Origin of the sequence: Streptomyces sp. 2-1 (assembly GCF_048564895.1) — a bacterium.
In the GTDB taxonomy this organism is placed as follows: domain Bacteria; phylum Actinomycetota; class Actinomycetes; order Streptomycetales; family Streptomycetaceae; genus Streptomyces; species Streptomyces phaeochromogenes.
Genome location: NZ_CP183383.1, coordinates 9317506 through 9335725, shown reverse-complemented (window position 1 = coordinate 9335725; position 18220 = coordinate 9317506). Strand labels below are relative to the sequence as shown.

General features: G+C 69.5%; 14 protein-coding genes. 7 read left to right on the top strand and 7 right to left on the bottom strand.

Annotated features, from left to right (window positions below; translation table 11 throughout):
- Positions 1–114: 114 nt before the first annotated feature.
- From zwf to ACN20J_RS40930, 5 genes are read left to right on the top strand one after another with little or no spacing between them, the layout of a single operon-like run.
- Entirely contained in the window at positions 115–1644 is a 1530-nt protein-coding gene (gene zwf, locus ACN20J_RS40950; protein WP_189839764.1) for a glucose-6-phosphate dehydrogenase, read from the top strand.
- Positions 1641–2576, top strand: coding sequence for a glucose-6-phosphate dehydrogenase assembly protein OpcA (gene opcA / locus ACN20J_RS40945; RefSeq protein WP_189839624.1), 936 nt, complete (start codon positions 1641–1643; stop codon positions 2574–2576). Before zwf ends, opcA begins: the two co-directional genes overlap by 4 nt.
- Positions 2569–4239, top strand: coding sequence for a glucose-6-phosphate isomerase (gene pgi, locus ACN20J_RS40940; RefSeq protein WP_189839625.1), 1671 nt, complete (start codon positions 2569–2571; stop codon positions 4237–4239). Before opcA ends, pgi begins: the two co-directional genes overlap by 8 nt.
- Positions 4240–4254: 15 nt before the next feature.
- Positions 4255–5133 (top strand): phosphogluconate dehydrogenase (NAD(+)-dependent, decarboxylating), encoded by an 879-nt coding sequence (gene gnd / locus ACN20J_RS40935; RefSeq protein WP_189839765.1) that lies wholly within the window; start codon positions 4255–4257, stop codon positions 5131–5133.
- 12 nt (positions 5134–5145) lie between these two features.
- Positions 5146–5739: a histidine phosphatase family protein gene (locus ACN20J_RS40930; protein WP_419667901.1), complete on the top strand. Its 594-nt coding sequence runs from the start codon at positions 5146–5148 to the stop codon at positions 5737–5739.
- A gap of 363 nt (positions 5740–6102) precedes the next feature.
- Here ACN20J_RS40930 and ACN20J_RS40925 read toward each other — a convergent pair whose 3' ends face one another.
- The 4 genes from ACN20J_RS40925 to ACN20J_RS40910 form a co-directional block, all read right to left on the bottom strand.
- Positions 6103–7065 (bottom strand): hypothetical protein, encoded by a 963-nt coding sequence (locus ACN20J_RS40925; protein ID WP_189839627.1) that lies wholly within the window; start codon positions 7063–7065, stop codon positions 6103–6105.
- Positions 7066–7076: 11 nt separating this feature from the next.
- A complete protein-coding gene (locus tag ACN20J_RS40920) occupies positions 7077–8558 on the bottom strand; it encodes an APC family permease (protein WP_189839628.1) in 1482 nt (493 codons plus the stop codon).
- A gap of 302 nt (positions 8559–8860) precedes the next feature.
- Positions 8861–10657 (bottom strand): bifunctional sugar phosphate isomerase/epimerase/4-hydroxyphenylpyruvate dioxygenase family protein, encoded by a 1797-nt coding sequence (locus ACN20J_RS40915; RefSeq protein WP_419667900.1) that lies wholly within the window; start codon positions 10655–10657, stop codon positions 8861–8863.
- 123 nt (positions 10658–10780) lie between these two features.
- Positions 10781–11674 (bottom strand): shikimate dehydrogenase, encoded by an 894-nt coding sequence (locus tag ACN20J_RS40910; RefSeq protein ID WP_189839766.1) that lies wholly within the window; start codon positions 11672–11674, stop codon positions 10781–10783.
- Between the two features lie 165 nt (positions 11675–11839).
- Between ACN20J_RS40910 and ACN20J_RS40905 the strand changes: the two genes are divergently transcribed.
- A complete protein-coding gene (locus tag ACN20J_RS40905) occupies positions 11840–12505 on the top strand; it encodes a TetR/AcrR family transcriptional regulator (RefSeq protein ID WP_143640805.1) in 666 nt (221 codons plus the stop codon).
- 245 nt (positions 12506–12750) lie between these two features.
- A complete protein-coding gene (locus ACN20J_RS40900; RefSeq protein WP_189839630.1) occupies positions 12751–14103 on the top strand; it encodes an MFS transporter in 1353 nt (450 codons plus the stop codon).
- Between the two features lie 303 nt (positions 14104–14406).
- Here ACN20J_RS40900 and ACN20J_RS40895 read toward each other — a convergent pair whose 3' ends face one another.
- From ACN20J_RS40895 to ACN20J_RS40885, 3 genes are read right to left on the bottom strand one after another with little or no spacing between them, the layout of a single operon-like run.
- On the bottom strand, positions 14407–16248 hold the full coding sequence (locus tag ACN20J_RS40895; protein ID WP_419667899.1) for a hypothetical protein: 1842 nt from the start codon (positions 16246–16248) through the stop codon (positions 14407–14409).
- Positions 16249–16252: 4 nt separating this feature from the next.
- Positions 16253–17140 carry a carbohydrate ABC transporter permease gene (locus tag ACN20J_RS40890; RefSeq protein ID WP_189839632.1) on the bottom strand — a complete coding sequence of 296 codons (888 nt, stop codon included), beginning with the start codon at positions 17138–17140 and terminating at the stop codon, positions 16253–16255.
- Positions 17141–17175: 35 nt separating this feature from the next.
- Positions 17176–18153, bottom strand: a complete 978-nt coding sequence (locus ACN20J_RS40885) for a carbohydrate ABC transporter permease (RefSeq protein ID WP_055613696.1) — start codon at positions 18151–18153, stop codon at positions 17176–17178.
- Between the last annotated feature and the right edge of the window lie 67 nt (positions 18154–18220).

Genomic DNA, 18220 nt, shown 5'->3' with positions numbered 1-18220 from the left:
GTGACGGGAGTGGCAGCAGAGACTGAGGCCGCCGCGGCCGAAACGCCCGGTACGACGCCGGACGCCACCACCGCCGCCGACATCACGCCCGAGTCCCTCGCCCAGGCGCTGGATCTGACGTCCGACTGGGACAACCCCCTGCGCCACCCCGGCGACCGCCGTCTGCCGAAGATCGCCGGGCCGTCCGGTCTGGTCATCTTCGGTGTCACCGGCGACCTGGCGCGCAAGAAGCTGATGCCGGCCGTCTACGACCTGGCCAACCGCGGACTGCTCCCGCCGGGCTTCTCCCTCGTCGGCTTCGCCCGGCGCGACTGGGAGGACGAGGACTTCGCGCAGATCGTGCACGACTCGGTGCGCGAACACGCCCGTACGGAGTTCCGCGAGGAGGTCTGGCAGCAGCTCGCCGAGGGCATGCGGTTCATCCCGGGCGACTTCGGCGACGACCAGGCGTTCAAGCAACTGCGCGCCGCCGTCGAGGAGTTGGATGCCTCCCGGGGCACCAGCGGCAACTACGCCTTCTACCTCTCCGTACCGCCGAAGTTCTTCCCGAAGGTCGTCAAGCAGCTCAAGAAGCACGGACTGGCCGACGCCCCGGCGGGTTCCTGGCGGCGCGCGGTGATCGAGAAGCCGTTCGGCCACAACCTCAAGAGCGCCCGTGAGCTGAACAAGGTGCTGCACGACGTGTTCGACCCGGAGCAGGTCTTCCGGATCGACCACTACCTCGGCAAGGAGACCGTCCAGAACATCCTGGCGCTCCGCTTCGCCAACCAGATGTACGAACCGATCTGGAACCGGTCGTACGTGGACCACGTACAGATCACGATGGCCGAGGACATCGGCATCGGCGGCCGGGCCGGGTACTACGACGGCATCGGCTCGGCCCGTGACGTCATCCAGAACCACCTGCTCCAGCTGATGGCGCTGACCGCGATGGAGGAGCCCATCGCCTTCGACGCGGACTCGCTGCTCACCGAGAAGCTCAAGGTCCTCAAGTCGGTGCGGCTGCCGGAGGACCTGGGCGAGCACACCGTGCGCGGGCAGTACGCGGAGGGCTGGCAGGGCGGCGCGAAGGTGCCCGGCTACCTGGAAGAGGACGGCATCGACCCCGCGTCGAAGACCGACACGTACGCGGCCGTCAAGCTGGAGGTCGACAACCGCCGCTGGGCGGGCGTCCCCTTCTACCTGCGGACCGGCAAGCGGCTCGGCCGGCGGGTCACGGAGATCGCGGTCGTGTTCCAGCGCGCCCCGCACTCCCCGTTCGACTCGACGGCCACGGAGGAGCTCGGCGCCAACGCGATCGTCTTCCGCGTCCAGCCCGACGAGGGCATGACGGTGCGCTTCGGATCGAAGGTGCCGGGTACGTCGATGGAGATCCGGGACGTCTCCATGGACTTCGCCTACGGCGAGTCGTTCACGGAGTCCAGCCCGGAGGCGTACGAACGGCTGATCCTGGATGTCCTGCTCGGCGACGCCAATCTCTTCCCCCGTCACCAGGAGGTGGAAGAGTCCTGGAAGATCCTCGATCCGATCGAGGAGTACTGGGACAAGAACGGCAAGCCCGCGCAGTACGCCTCGGGCAGCTGGGGTCCCGGGGAAGCCGACGAGATGCTCGCACGAGACGGACGGAGCTGGCGCAGGCCATGAAGATCGACCTGACCGACACCACGGCAAGCAAGATCAACAAGGCCCTAGTGGAGGGCCGCCGCGCCATCGGCACGCCTGCCGTGGGCATGGTCCTGACGATGGTCATCGTCACGGACGAGGAGAACGCCTACGACTCGATCAAGGCGGCCGAGGAGGCCTCGCACGAGCACCCCTCGCGCACCCTGGTCGTCATCAAGCGGCACGCCCGCACCCCGCGCGACCGCACGAACTCGCACCTCGACGCCGACGTCCGCGTGGGCGCCGACGCCGGCACCGGCGAGACGGTCGTGCTGCGGCTGTACGGCGAGGTGTCCGAGCACGCCGACTCGGTGGTCCTGCCACTGCTGCTGCCGGACGCGCCCGTCGTCGTCTGGTGGCCGGTGGACGCGCCCGAGGTCCCGGCCAAGGATCCGCTGGGTGCCCTCGCCCAGCGCCGGATCACCGACATGTACGCGGTCGAGGCACCGCTCGCGGCCCTGGAGGCCCGTGCCGCCTCGTACGCGCCGGGCGACACCGACCTGGCCTGGACCCGGCTGACTCCGTGGCGTTCCATGCTCGCGGCCGCCCTGGACCAGGCCCGTACGAAGATCACCTCGGCCGCGGTGGAGAGCGAGGCCGAGAACCCGAGCGCCGAACTGCTGGCGCGCTGGCTGGAGGCCCGCCTCCAGGTACCGGTCGAGCGTGTCGTGACCGCGGGGCCGGTCGTCACCGCCGTCCGGCTCGGCACCAGGAACGGCGAGATCGTCATCGACCGTCCCGAGGGTCCCCTCGCGACGCTGTCGCTGCCGGGCCAGCCCTCGCGCACCCTCGCGCTGAAGGTCCGCAGCACCTCCGAGCTGATCGCCGAGGAGCTGCGGCGCCTGGACGCGGACGAGATGTACGCCGTCGCCCTGCGCGGTGACGACACCCGAGAGGAGGAGAGCCGTGCCTGACACGCCTCCGTCCGAGCCCCGGACGCCCAGGCTCACCCGTCGTCCCGAGTGGACGGCCCTGGAGGACCACCGCGCCGGTCCGCTCCTCCATCCGCAGCTGCGCGAACTGTTCGCCACGGACCCGGAGCGCGCCGAGCGATACACCGTGCGCGTCGGTGACCTGCGCATCGACTACTCCAAGCACCTGATCACCGACGAGACGCTCGCACTGCTCCAGGAACTCGCCACCGCCACCGACGTGTTCGGGCTGCGGGACGCGATGCTGCGCGGCGAGCGGATCAACGTCACCGAGGGGCGGGCCGTGCTGCACACGGCGCTGCGTGCCCCGCTCGACGCGGTCGTCGAGGTCTCCGGCGAGAACGTCGTGCCGAAGGTGCACGCCGTGCTCGACAAGATGTCCGACTTCGCCGAGCAGGTCCGCTCCGGCAAGTGGACCGGCCACACCGGCAGGCGCATCCGCAACGTCGTCAACATCGGCATCGGCGGCTCCGACCTCGGTCCGGCGATGGCGTACGAGGCGCTGCGCGCCTTCACCGACCGCGAGTTGACGGTCCGCTTCGTGTCGAACGTGGACGGCGCCGACCTGCACGAGGCGGTCCGGGACCTGGATCCGGCGGAGACGCTGTTCGTCGTCGCCTCGAAGACCTTCACCACCATCGAGACGATCACCAACGCGACCTCGGCACGGTCCTGGCTCCTCGCCGGTCTCGGCGGTGGGTCCGAGGCCGTCGCCAAGCACTTCGTGGCACTGTCGACGAACGTCGAGAAGGTCGCGGACTTCGGTATCGACACGGCCAACATGTTCGAGTTCTGGGACTGGGTCGGCGGCCGTTACTCGTTCGACTCGGCGATCGGTCTGTCGCTGATGATCGCGATCGGCCCGGACCGCTTCCGGGAGATGCTCGACGGGTTCAGGCTCGTCGACGAACACTTCCGCACGGCTCCTGCCGAGGCCAACGCGCCTTTGCTGCTCGGCCTGTTGGGCGTCTGGTACGGCGACTTCTTCGGCGCCCAGTCGCACGCGGTGCTGCCGTACTCGCACTACCTGTCCAAGTTCACCGCGTACCTGCAGCAGCTCGACATGGAGTCCAACGGCAAGTCCGTCGACCGCGAGGGAAACCCGGTCGAGTGGCAGACCGGCCCGGTCGTCTGGGGCACGCCCGGCACCAACGGCCAGCACGCGTACTACCAGTTGCTCCACCAGGGCACGAAGACGATCCCGGCCGACCTGATCGGCTTCGTCAACCCGGTCGACGAGCTGGGGGCCGAACTCGCGGCCCAGCACGACCTGTTGATGGCGAACCTCTTCGCCCAGGGCCAGGCGCTCGCGTTCGGCAAGACCGCCGACGAGGTACGCGCCGAGGGGGTGCCCGAGGAGCAGGTCCCGCACCGCACGTTCCGCGGCAACCACCCCACGACGACCGTCCTGGCCGCCGAGTTGACCCCCTCCGTCCTCGGTCAGCTGATCGCCCTCTACGAGCACAAGGTGTTCGTCCAGGGCGCGATCTGGAACATCGACTCCTTCGACCAGTGGGGCGTCGAGCTCGGCAAGGTCCTCGCCAAGCGCGTCGAACCCGCCCTCACCGAGGGCGCCGACGTCCCCGGTCTCGATCCCTCCACCGCCGCCCTCGTGGCCACGTACCGCACTCTGCGAAAGAAGTGAACTGACATGACTGCGATGCAGCTCGGTCTCATCGGCCTCGGCAAGATGGGCGGCAACATGCGCGAGCGGATCCGCCGCGCGGGCCACACCGTGATCGGCTACGACCGCAACCCGGACCTCTCCGACGTCAGCAGCCTGACCGAACTGGTCGGCAAGCTCGAAGGCCCGCGCGTGGTCTGGGTGATGGTCCCGGCCGGGGCCGCCACCCAGGGCGTCATCGACGAACTCGGCGACCTGCTGGAGCCGGGCGACACCGTCGTCGACGGCGGCAACTCCCGCTGGACGGACGACGAGAAGCACGCCGAGGAGCTGGCGGCCAAGGGCATCGGCTTCGTGGACGCCGGTGTCTCGGGCGGCGTCTGGGGCCTGCAGAACGGCTACGCCCTGATGGTCGGCGGCGACGCCGAGCACATCGCCAAGGTCCAGCCGATCTTCGACGCGCTCAAGCCGGAGGGCGACGCCGGGTTCGTCCACGCGGGCAAGGTGGGCGCCGGCCACTTCTCGAAGATGGTCCACAACGGCATCGAGTACGCCATGATGCAGGCCTATGCCGAGGGCTGGGAGCTCCTCGAAGCGGTGCACTCCGTCACGGATGTGCGCGAGGTGTTCCGCTCCTGGCAGGAGGGCACGGTCATCCGTTCCTGGCTGCTCGACCTGGCCGTCAACGCGCTGGACGAGGACGAGCACCTGGGGCAGCTCCGCGGTTACGCGGAGGACTCCGGCGAGGGCCGCTGGACCGTCGAGGCGGCCATCGACAACTCCGTGCCGCTGCCCGCCATCACGGCCTCCCTCTTCGCTCGGTTCTCGTCCCGGCAGGACGACTCGCCGCAGATGAAGATGGTCGCGGCGCTGCGAAACCAGTTCGGCGGCCACGCCGTCGAGTCCGCGAAGTAGAGGTCAGCAGTCATGGGCGACCTCCTTCTCGTCCGGCACGGCGAGACCGAGTGGAGCAGGTCGGGCCGGCACACCAGCTGGACCGATCTGCCCCTCACCCAGCACGGTGAGGAACAGGCCAAGTCCCTCGTCCCGCTGTTCGCCGGGCGGCCCTTCGCGCTCGTACTCACCAGTCCGCTGGGGCGGGCGATACGGACCGCGGAGCTGGCGGGGCTGACCGGGGCGGTGTCCGATCCGGACATGCACGAGTGGGACTACGGGGCGTACGAAGGTATCGCCACCGTGGACATCCATCTGACTCGTCCCGACTGGTACTTGTGGAACGACGGGGTGCCTGCGGGGCCGGACGGGCATCCGGGTGAGTCTGCCGACGAGGTGGGTGAGCGGGCCGATCGTGTTCTGGCGCGGGCGGAGAAGGCGCTGGGTGATGGTGACGTGGTGCTTGTCGCTCACGCCCACTTCCTTCGTGTCCTTACGGCGCGGCGCCTTGGGCTTCCCGCCGCGGACGGGCGCCTGTTCCAGCTCGGAACCGGCACGCTGAGTCGGCTCTCCACGGAGCACGACCGTCCGGTCGTCAGCGAGTGGAACACCCTGCCGCCGGGGTAGTTCTCCTCGCCCCCGCCGCCCCTACCCATTCCCGTCACTTAACTCAGGGGCTCCGCCCCCGAACCCCCAAAAGACTGCGCAGTTCCCCGCGCCCCTAAAAAGGGGCGCGGGGAACTGCGCTACCAGCCACAGCCAACCCGCACCCACAACCCACCCCACAAGCCCCCACCACCCAGCCGGTCCGGCGATTGAGGACGAGGCAGCCAGGCCGATTACCCACCCACGGCCAACCCACCCACCCCCAGCAGCCCCCTCCCCCCCCAGCCCCTCCGGCGTTTGAGGAGCGGGGGTTTGGGGGCTGGCCCCCAAGTAAGGGACGGGAATGGGTAGGGGCGGCGGGGGCGAAAAACTACCCTCGACTGCTCACGCACGGTGCTTCGGGTTGTTGTGCCATCTCGTGATTTGTTTCTCGGGGTCGCCCGTGTACGACCACGGCGTCCGCGTGGCCCGTCGGCCCAGGAGGCGGAACAGCGAGGCGGTGATGTCCGGCACCCCGGCGTGACAGGCCGCGTGCGTGAGGTGGTTGAGCTGGTGGACTTCCCCCGGCTCGACGGGAGCGTCGGGACGCCCCGTGATCCACCGCTGCCAGGTACGCCGCACATCATTGACGGCCCCGTCGTGGTTCCAGTGCTGGCTGACCCCGGTCAGAGACCCCTGCTGCCCCTTCGCCCCCTCCAGGATGTACCGGAACTCCTCCACCCGGGCGAACTGCACGAGAACCGGCAGCGCACACCCCGGCGGAGCCACCCCGGCCGCGTCCCGGGCGAAGTCGTACATCACGCCGTGCGTACCGTGCCACCGCGCCGAGTAGTAGTGCAGCACCTGGAGATGACCCTCCACGCTGTAGGGGTCGCGCGCGTGCAACTCGTCCCACCAGCGCCCCAGTTCCTGTCGCCGCACCCCGGTGGGATAGAGCCGCGCGACGGCGATGAGCGAGATCCAGGGCGTGGGGTCGTCGACGTACGCCTCGGCGGCCTGGAGGCAGGCCATGACCGCGCCGTCGACGCGGTTCAGGTCGATGGGGACACCCCGGCCCGCGGCGATCGCGAGGTTGAAGGCCCGTGCCGTCTCGGTCGCGGCCCGCAGCACCAGCGCGTCCCCGCTGTGGGGCTCGGCGGCCAGCCAGGACTCGGCGGTCGAGGTGCTCGCGCAGGCCTGAGCGAGCAGCCGCATCCGGTGGCCCCGGGCAAGCCACGCGGGGCCGGTGGTCCGCAGCAGCTCCCGCAGTCCCTGCCAGCGGCCGATGACGATGTCCTGTTTGGCGGAGGTGAGGGGCGCGTCCCCGCAGTCGGGGTCGAACTCGGGCTTGAAGCGGTCTCTCGCCATCGGGGCCCCTCTCAGAAGTCGGTGGGGAGACCCTCGTGGACGCGGGAACGTTCCGCCTCGGCGGCGGTGTAGCCGTCGGGTATGTAGTCCGTCTCGACGACGTCGCTGGCGTCCAGGTCCGCCGGCCGGTAGTAGTCGCTGCCCTGACGCCAGTACCAGAGCATGGGGACGAGTCCGACGGCCAGGCCGCCGATGCCGATGGCGATCGAGGCGTTGCTCAGGTCGCTCAGTGACTCGATGAAGATCCAGAACATGAACAGGGCACCGAGGAACGGCCACAGCCCGCCGAAGAGGAAGTTGGACGGCGACTTCAGCAGCATCTTGCGGTAGGCGACGACGACCGCGAGCCCCGCGAGGCCGTAGTACACGGCGATCTGGAGGCCGATCGCGGCGATGGCGTTCTCCAGGATGTCGCCGACGCTGCCGAGGGCGTTGGACGCCACGAGCATCAGCAGCGCCACCGCGCCGACCACGGTGATGGCGACGTACGGGGTGTTCCAGGTGCGGTGGACCTTGCCCAGGGCGCTGGGCATCGTGTGGTCGCGGCCCATCGCGAACAGCGAGCGCGTGACCTGGATGAGTGTGGTCTCCAGGGTGGCGATGGTGGACAGCATCACGGAGACGATCAGCAGCTTGCCGCCCCAGCCCGGCCAGATCTCCTCGCCGAGCACCGCGAGGACGTTGGCGTCGTTGTCCTGGATCTGCTGCGAGGTGAGGATGACGTTCACCGCGATGGTGAAGGCCTCGAAGAGGAGGAAGACGATGCCCACGCCGATCAGGCCCGCGAGGCCCGTGGTGCGGCGGCTGTCCTTGGTCTCCTCGCTGAGGTTGGAGGTGACGTCCCAGCCCCAGTAGTAGAAGGCGGCAATGAGCGCGCCGGACGCGAAGCCGCTCACCCCGTCGAAGTGGCTGAAGCCGAGCCAGGACCAGTCGAAGGGCCGGGCGTTGTCGGTGTGGAGCACGGCGCCGACGGCGAAGAGGGCCAGGATGGCGAGCTCGACTCCGGACATGATCAGCTGGGCGCGGACGGTGAGCCGGGCGCCGCCCAGCACGACCAGCAGCATGGCGACGAACCAGGCCGCGCCGACCAGGGTGGACAGGGCCGTGTTGTCCGCGAGCCCCTCGTCGAAGAGGGACAGCGTCATCGAACCGGCGGGCAGCGAACCGGCGACCATGAAGATGGTGGCCGAGACGACCAGCGCCCAGCCGCTGATGAAGCCGAGGAAGGGGTGGAGCGTGCGGCCGACCCAGGAGTAGCTGGCGCCCGCGTTGGTGTCGATCCGGCTGAGATAGCTGAAGGCCAGGGCTATGCCGAGCATGGGTATCGCGCAGTACAGCAGCGCGGCGGGGCTGGCCAGGCCCACCGCGCCGACGAGGACCGCGGTGGTCGCGGCGAGCGAGTACGCCGGGGCACTGCCGGCGACCGCCATCACAACCGTGTCGAACGTGCCGAGGACGTTGGCCTGGAGCCCTCTGCCCCTGTTGTTGCCCATGGATGCGCTGCTTTCCGTCCTGCACGAAGTGCGTACGGGCATGCCCGCACGCGCCAGGTGTAAGTGGGAGGTATGGCCGATTCCGTGCAGCCGTGGTGGTGGTCGGCGGCGGACGGTCGCTCCGTAGTGGAGTGATGATAGCGGCGGCTCTTGACGTTTCAATGTCAACTCGTGGGTAATGTCCGCCTCCTTGCGCACCGCCGATCCACGGTGGTAGCGCACACAGCAGGCCGGGCCCGTGTGATCGGGCCCGGCCTGGCGGAGGTTGAGAATCCGGTGAGAGAAAGTCCCCCGGTGTGGAGTCAGCGCACCGGCCGCCGTACGTGCTGGGCGGCCAGCCGCACCGGGGCGTTCTGGGCGCCGTAACCGCGGTAGCCCGCGTCGCGCTGGACGAGCTCGAAGAAGAGACGGCCGATCGTCTCCGTGTAGCAGTGCCGGAAGGCGCCGTCCGCGTCCCGGTCGTAGAGGATGCCGAGTTCGCGGTACGCCTCCAGCTCGCCGTCGGCCAGCTCGTACTTGGCCGCGAGGTCGTCGTAGTAGTTCGCGGGGATCGGCAGCAGGCGGCCGCCCGCGTCCCGGAACCGGCGGGCCGCGGTGACGATGTCGTCGGTCGCGAGGGCGATGTGCTGGGCACGGCCGCCCTCGTCGGCGCTCGGGGCCGCTCCGACTCCGAGGGCGATCCGCACACTGCCGTCGGCGTTGGTGACGGCACGGCTGCGCAGCAGTCCGTACGGGTCGGCGACGTCCACGCTCTCCTGCGCGCCGAGTCCGAGGACGCTGTGATGGAAGAGGGCCGCCTCGTCGAACTGGTGCCAGGGCTGGGTGAGGGCCAGGTGATCTATGCGGTGTACGCCCCCGGCGATGGGCGACTTGTGCGCGACGGGCTCGAAGTCGCCGGTCCAGCTGGGCAGTTCGGGTCGGTCCGTGGCGCAGAAGAAGAGTTCGGTGCCGTCGGGTGCGGCGACCGCGTCCAGCGGGGCGTCCTCGGGGGCGCGCCTGCGCGGCAGCACTGGGGCGAGCAGTGCCTCGGCCCGCCGGGCCGCGCCCGCCGGATCCGGCGACTCCAGACCGACGGCGGCCAGCTGGGTACCGTCCCGTCGAGCGGCCGGACCCGTGTTGAGCAGCAGCCGGGCCTCGCCCTGCTGCCACAGGTCGACCGGCTTGCTGCGGTGCCGGGCGGTGCGGGCGAAGCCGAGCGCTTCGAGGATCTCCGACAGCGGTTCGACATCGGGGGTGACCAGCTCCGCGAAGGCGACACCGGTCGGTACGACGGGGGCGGGCGGCTCGCTCAGGCCGACGCTCTCCTGGAGCACGAGCAGCGAGCGCAGCGCGTCGACGGCGGTCGGCCCGGCCTCCGCCTGCCGGAACACGTCGTTGAACACTTCCAGCGAGAGAGGCCCCTCGTATCCGGCACGCATCACATGCCCGACGAGCCCGGCGACATCGAAGCCGCCCTGCCCGGGGAAACAGCGGTAGTGCCGGCTCCACTGCAGCACGTCCATCGCCATCAGCGGCGCGTCGGCCAGCTGCAGGAAGAAGATCTTCTCCCCGGGGATGTCCTCGATCCCCTTGGGATCGGAACCGCGGGCCAGAATGTGAAAACTGTCCAGGCACGTCCCGAGCGCGGGATGGTCGGCCGCCTCGACGATGCGCCAGGCATGGTCGTACGTGCTGACGTGGCGCCCCCACGCCAGCGCCTCGTACGCGACGCGGATGCCGAATCCCTCGGCCAGTTCGGCGAGCCGCCGCAGCTGGAACGCGGCCAGTGCGTCGTCGTCCTCGGCGAGGGGCGACACGCTGGAGCACACGAGCACGGTGTCGGCGCCGAGCCGCTCCATCAGCCGGAACTTGTGCTCGGCCCGCCGCAGATTCCGCCGGAACTCCTCCGCCGGCACCGCCTCGATGTCACGCATCGGCTGGTAGAGATCGATGCTCAGCCCGAGGTCGGCACAGCGGGCCCGCACCTCCTCGGGTGTGAGGGGGCTGGCGAGCAGGTCGTTCTCGAAGATCTCGACACCGTCGAAGCCCGCCCGCGCCGCGGCCGTGAGCTTCTCGGTAAGGGCTCCGCTGAGAGAGACGGTGGCAATGGACGTACGCACGTTGATGCTCCTCCGGTTCCACTTCACGACACGGCTGAGGCCCTGTATCCAAGGGGCGCGGGGAACTGCGCACTCAACCCCGAAGGGCCCGCACCCTCCAAGCCCCTCACCCCCGAGGCGTCCTCAACTCCGCGCCCCGGCGGCCCCCGCGGCACCAGCCGCACCGGCCAACTCCGCAATGTCCGCCAGCATCCGCACCGCGTCCGGCTCCCGCCCCGTGAACAGCCGAAACGCGTCCGCGGCCTGGAAAACAGCCATCCCTCCACCGTCGAGCACCGCACACCCCGACCCCCGAGCGGCACGCAGCAACTCGGTCTCCAACGGCCGGTACACCACCTCGGCCACCCACAACCCGGGATGCAGCAACTCACCGGGAAGCGGCAGCCCCGGATGCGCGGCCATCCCCGTCGGCGTGGCGTGCACGATGCCGTCCGCACCGCCGAGCAGCGCCGCCAACCTCTCCGGGCCCGCGGCAGCGGCCCGCCCCGCACCGAAGTGGGCGTTCAGCGAGGCGGCGAGGTCGGCCGATCGGTCCGGCAGGGCGTCCACGACGGTGACGTGCCCGGCCCCGAGCGTGAGCATGGCGTGCGCGACGGCCGCCCCCGCTCCCCCCGCGCCCAACTGCACGACCCGCTCCAGCGGGGCATCCGGCAGCCCACGGGCGAACGAGGCGGCGAACCCGGTGACATCGGTGTTGTGCCCGACCGCGCGCCCGCCCTCGAAGACGACGGTGTTCACCGCGCCGAGCGCCTCGGCCTGCGGGGCGAGCGCGTCCAGATGCTCGATGACGAGCTGCTTGCAGGGGTGCGTGATGTTCAGCCCGTCGAAGCCCAGGTCACGGGCGGCGCGTACGAGGTCCCCGACCGCCTCCGGCCCGACGCCGAGCGTGTCGATGTCGATCAGCCGGTACAGATAGCGCAGGCCCTGCCGGTCGGCCTCCCGCTCGTGCAGTGCCGGGCTGAGCGACGGGCCGATCCCGGCGCCGATCAGTCCGACGAGATACGAGTCCTTGACCAGGGCGACCACGACGGACCTCCAGAGCGGCTCACTAATGTACGAACTAGTACGTTAGCTATACCAGCATCCCGGAGCCACGGGAAGGCCCGGCCCGTAACCCGGAACCCCGCACGAAGGCCTGCTTCTAGAATCTCGGGCACACGCCCCTCGCCCGAAGGAAGCCCGATGACCAGCGTCGAAGAACCGGCACGACCGAACGGGCGCATCCGTGACGCCGCCCGCACCCAGGCCGAGATCCTCGACGTCGCCACGCACGAGTTCGCCCGGGCCGGCTACGACGGGGCCAGGGTCGACGAGATCGCCGCCCGCACCCGGACCACCAAGCGGATGATCTATTACTACTTCGGCGGCAAGGACCAGCTGTTCACCGCCGTACTGGAGCGCGCGTACAGCGTCATCCGCGAGGCCGAGCAGGGGCTCGACGTGGAGCATCTGGACCCGGTCGCGGCGATCCGGCGGCTGGCCGAGCTGACCTTCGACCACCACGAGGCGCACCCCGACTTCATCCGGCTGGTCAGCATCGAGAACATCCACGGGGCCGAGCACGTCGCCGCCTCCGAGAAGCTCGGCAAGATCGGCTCGCCCGCCCTGGACGTGATCCGCCGCATCCTGGAGTCGGGGCAGGAGTCCGGCCTCTTCACGGCCGACGTGGACGCCGTCGACCTGCACGCGATGATCAGCTCGTTCTGCTTCTTCCGGGTCGCCAACCGGCACACCTTCGGGGCCCTGTTCGGCCGCGACCTGGTCGACCCCGCCCAGCGCGAGCACTACCGGAACATGCTGGGCGACATGGTCATCGCCTATCTGACAGCGGACCGCTCGGCGGACTGAGAGACGCGGCGCGGCGCAGGCGGGGCGCAGGCGGGGCGCCGACAGGGCAACGCAAGATCCTTCGGCACGACCTCTTGACACTCGGGAAACGTGAGCGCAACATCCGTAGCCAACCGCTACTAACTATCCAGTGGGTTAATTAGCCGGGTAGCCCCCGGCACGGCCGCCCCGTCACCCCAGGGATCCGGCACTTCTCCCCCTCCGCTCACTCCGCTTACGTTGGAGTTCCCCCGAAGGAGCAAGCCGTGTCCGTCCCCGCAGCGCCCCTCGACGCGCCACCCGGCCAGCCAAAGAAGGCTGCGACGGCCGCCTGGATCGGCAGCGCGCTGGAGTACTACGACTTCTTCATCTACGGCAGCGCGGCGGCGCTGATCTTCCCCGAGGTCTTCTTCGACGAGTCGGACCCGGCCACCGCGACCCTGCTGTCACTGGCCACGTTCGGCGTCGCGTACGCGGCCAGGCCGGTCGGCGCGCTGTTCCTCGGCCACTTCGGCGACAAGGTCGGCCGCAAGAAGATCATGGTCTTCACGCTGATCCTGATGGGGCTCTCGACGTTCCTCATCGGCTGTCTTCCGACGCGCGACCAGGTCGGCACGCTGGCCCCGGTGCTCCTGGTGATCTGCCGCGTCCTGCAAGGCATCTCGGCCGCGGGCGAGCAGGCCAGCGCCAACTCCATGTCGCTGGAGCACGCGCCACCGGACAAACGCGGCTTCTTCACCAGCTTCACGCTCAGCGGCACGCAGGGCGGCCAGCTCCTCGCCACACTCGTGTTCATCCCGGTCGCCGCGCTCCCCGAGGACCAGTTGCTCTCCTGGGGCTGGCGGGTCCCGTTCTGGATGAGCATCGCGGTCGCGGTCGTCGGTTACGTCATCCGCCGCACCCTCGAAGAGACCCCGACCTTCACCCAGCAGGCCGCCACCGAGGGCGTCGCGAAGATGCCGCTCGCCGTGCTGCTGCGGGACCACTGGGCGGACGTCCTCAGGGTGGTCGCCGCCGCGCTCGTCGCCTCGGTCAGCACGATCTTCACGGTGTGGGCACTGTCGTACGCGACCAGTGACTCGGTCGGCATGGACCGTACGTCGATGCTGTGGGTGGGTGCACTCGCCAACCTGGTCGCCCTGGGCGCCATCCCCCTCTGGGCCACCCTCTCCGACCGCATCGGCCGTCGGCCCGTCTTCCTGATCGGCGCCGCGGGCAGTGGCGGGCTGATGGTCGCCTATCTGTGGGCCATCTCCACGGGCTCCTACCCGCTGGTCATGGTCCTCGGCATCGTCACCTTCGGTGTCGTCTACAGTGCCGCGAACGGGGTCTGGCCGTCCTTCTACGGCGAGATGTTCTCCACCCGGGTCCGCCTCTCCGGCATGGCCATCGGCACGCAGATCGGCTTCGCCATCGCCGGGTTCGCGGTGACCTTCGCCGCCCAGATCGCTGGGCCGGACGGCGACGACTGGGGGGCGGTGGCGCTGTTCACCGCCGCGTTGTGCGTCCCGCCGGTGATCGCGGCGCTCACGGCCCGCGAGACCCACAAGGTCCCGACGGAACACCTGGGCGAGCGGGCACCCCAGGAGTCCCCGAACCGCGAGCCGGTGTCGGCCTGACCGCACCAACCAACCCATTCTCGCCCCCGCCGCCCCTTCCCGTTCCCGTCCCTGGGGGCTGCCGCCCCCAGACCCCCGCTATCGGCCTGAACGGCCTCGTCCTCAAACGCCGGACGGGCTGAAGGTGGCGGCCCGGGCTGCGGAAAATCCAGCCCCTCCGGCGTTTGAGGAGCGGGGGTTCGGGGGCTGGCCCCCGAAAAGGGACGGGAAAGGGTAGGGGCGGCGGGGGCGAGATCCCTCCGGAACGCCCGAGCCCCCGGCAGCAAAAGCTGTCCGGGGGCTCGGGCGCATCCGCCGAGGAGGTCAGGTCCCCGCGGGAGTCAACGTGAGCCGCGGCTCGCCATGCTCGTCCGCTTCGCCGAGCACCGCGGTGAAGGAGGTCGTGCGCAACACCAGCCCCTCCTCCCCCCACTCGCAGACCAAGTCGAGCGGCTCAGCGGCCGGTTCCCCGTACCGCACGGCGAAGACGTCGAGCCCCTCCGGCGCATCGGGCGCGGGCCCGGCCTCCAGGGCGGTCGTAGTCCGCACGTGCCGCCACCCGGCATCAGGGTCCCCGTACCCACGCGGATCGGCGGCCAACGCGAACGCGGCCTGCTGCTGGGTGACTTCGGCACGGGCGTCGAAGGAGTCCGGACTCCCCTCCGGAGGGTGCGTCAGACGCAGTGAACCGGCCGCCGCGACGAGCGGAAAGTCGCCCACCCGACGGAACCGGTCACCGTCCGCGGCGACATACGGCATCCCGGCGAGCAAGTACCGCTCCCCGTCGAGCCGTTCGACGACCACGGTCGTCCACAGCCGCGTGCCGTCCGTGACGTACAGCGACCGGAGATGGCGCAGGACATGGTCACGTCCGACGACGGGCTTGGTCACGAGTTTGGCCGCGAGCCCGCCGGCGCGCACGTCCGCCACCCGCACCGCCCCCATCGGACGGCACAGCAGGAAGTCGTCCGTCACGGGCCCGAATCCGTGCTGCCGGTTGACGGCGGCGGCCACGAGTGCCGTGCCGCCGACCTCGATCACGGAGGGGGTCATCCGGTCGTCGAACGACACGGTGACGGTGCCGGACCGCAGTTGGTGGCGGGCGGGCGCCGTGCTCGGGGTGCGGTGCCAGCTCGTGGTGTCCTGGATCTGCCAGACGAGCATGTACGCGAAGTGCCCGTCGACGCCTCCGTCGGCCCCGACCGCGTGCCGGGCCCAGCGCGTGTCACCGGCGTAGCGGCCGATGTCGGCGCCGATGCGATGGCCGAAGTACCGCAGCCCGAGGACGGATTCGAAGGCGGAGTGCTGCTCGCTGTAGCGCGGCCCGCCGATGTCGAAGCCGCTCCCGCAGACCCGCGCGTCGATGTACCGGGCGAGCGTGTCGCCGTCCTCCGCGAAGACCTCCTCGCCGCTGACCCGGTGGGCCTGGGCGAGGAAGGACAGGGAGATGGGCCCGTAGTTGTTGTCGTAGGCGCCGCCGTGCTCCGGAGGCAGGGGCGCGCCCCGGTCCCGTACACGCCGGGCGCGGATCTCGTCCGTGTACAGCCGCAGGGCGCGCTGCCGGACCGGCTCGCCCTCCTCGGGCGGGAGATGGCGGGCGAGCATCAGGCCGCCGACCACGCAGCCGATGGCCTGGTTCGCCGCGTCCTGCGGGTTGAAGAAGGTGGCCTCGGTGAGCCAGCGCCAGTAACCGCCCGCCACGTCCAGGAGTTCGCGGTACTGGTCCTCGTCGACGAGGCCATCCGCCGCGTCGAGGACGTTGACGGCCTGGAGCAGCGCCCACACCGTGCTCGGCCAGTCGCCGATGGGGTGGGCGCCCGCCGCCAGTGTGTAACGGGCGTACGGCAGACCGGAGTTGCGTGCCTTCAGGTTCGGGTAGCCGGGGTTGTCCTCGGTGTAGACGCGCGAGTTCAGGTGGAAGGCGAGGCTGCGGCGGACCGCCTCGGGCAGCCGTGGGTCCTTGGTGCGGTGCCAGGCGAGCGCGAGCAGGGACGTGATGCCGAGCGAGGTGTCGCCGATGTCGTCGACGGCGGCCGGGTTCTCGAGGTTGCCCTCGGGGGTGAGACGGGCCAGGGCCGCCTCGGTGACGGCGGCCAGCACGGCGTCGTACGCGGCCGGGTCGTCGGGGAGGTGGTGCAACTGGCCGCGCTGGTGGGGAAGATGCACGGGATCAGCCCTTCATGCCCGAGGTCGCCAAGCCTTCTACCAGCCTCTTCTGGAAGATGAGGAAGCAGATGAGCGTGGGCAGGAGGGCAAGCGTCGACATGGCGAACATCGCACCGTAGGAGGAGCCGCTCGTCTGGTCCAGGAACAGGGTCAGACCGAGGGGGACGGTGAACTTGTCGTTCTGCTGGAGGTAGACGAGCTGGTGCAGGAAGTCGTCGTACGTCCAGATGAAGGTGAAGATCGTGGTGGTGATCAGGGCCGGCTTCATCAGCGGCAGGATGATCTTCCAGTAGATCTGGAAGGGGTTGGCGCCGTCCATCATGGCCGCGTGGTCGAGCTCGCGCGGGATGGAGCGGATGAACTGGACCATCAGGAAGATGAAGAAGGCGTCCACCGCGAGGAACTTCGGCACGATCAGCGGCAGATAGGTGTTGATCCAGGTCAGGTTGTAGAAGATCGTGTACTGCGGGATCAGCACGGCCTGGGTGGGCAGCATGAGCGTGCCGAGCATCAGGCCGAACCAGATCTTCTTGCCGCGGAACTCGAAGCGCGCGAAGGCGTAGGCCGCCAGCGAGCAGGAGATCACGTTGCCGATCACCGCGCCGATCGTGACGATCAGCGAGTTGGTGATGTAGAGGGAGAAGGAGTTGCCGGAGCCGCTCCAGCCCTCGGAGTAGTTCTCCGGGCGCACCGAGCTCGGGATGAGCCCCGGCTGGGTGAAGATCTGGGTGTCGGGCTTGAACGAGCTGCTGAGCATCCAGAGCAGCGGGTAGAGCATGACGATCGCCACGCCGATGAGCACGGTGTGGATGAAGATGCGGCGCGATCCGGTGGCCGAACGCAGTTTCTGCAACGGCGACTTCGGTGCGGGGGCCGAGGTGATGGCGGACATGGCTGAAGGACTCCTCGCTCAGACGTCAGGCAGCGTCAGTCGTCGTAATGGACCCAGTAGCGGCTGGCGATGAAGTTGACCGCCGTGAAGCCTGCGATGACCAGGAACAGCACCCAGGCGAGAGCCGAGGCGTATCCCATCTGGAGGTCGGTGAAGCCCTTCTTGTACAGGTAGAGGGAGTACAGCATGGTCGAGTTGAGCGGTCCGCCGGAGCCGTTGCTGATGACGAAGGCGGGGGTGAACGTCTTGAACGCGTCGATGATCTGCAGGACCACGTTGAAGAAGACGATCGGGGTCAGCAGCGGCAGGGTGATCTTGAAGAACCGGGTGACGGGCGAGGCGCCGTCGATCGCGGCAGCCTCGTACACGTCCTTCGGCAGTTGCTTCAGTCCGGCGAGGAAGATGACCATCGGGGTGCCGAACTGCCAGACGGCCAGCAGGATCAGCGTGTAGAGCGCGGTGTCGGGGCTGGAGATCCAGTCCTGGCCCTTGATGCCGAACCAGGCGAGGAAGTCGTTGAACAGACCGTCGCCGCCGAAGACCTGCCGCCACACGATGGCGATGGCGACCGCTCCGCCGAGCAGCGACGGCAGATAGAAGGCGGCCCGGTACAGGCCGATGCCCTTCAGGTCGCGGTTGAGCAGCATCGCCACACCGAGCGCGAGCGCCAGCTTCAGCGGCACCGAGACGACCACGTACAGCAGCGTGGCGTGCACCGAGTCCCAGAAGACCGGGTCGTCGGTGAACATCTTGTTGTAGTTGTCCATCCCCACCCACTGCGCCGGCGTCAGCAGGTCGAAGTTGGTGAAGGACAGATACAGCGAGTCCAGCATCGGGTAGATCGTCAGGCCGAACAGGCCGATGAACCAGGGGGCCAGGAAGGCGTACGGCCACCAGCCCCCGCCCCGCCGTCTGGCGAGGCGGCGGCGCATACGGTCGCGCTCCCGCTGGTCGGACGGGGTCGATGGAGCGGCCTGCTCCTCCACGACCTCGTCTGTCTTCGCGGTGGTCATACTCATCTCCCTGGCCCTCTCCCGGTCTTGCGGTGGTGCGGCACTACTCGGCGGCCTGTCGTGGCCC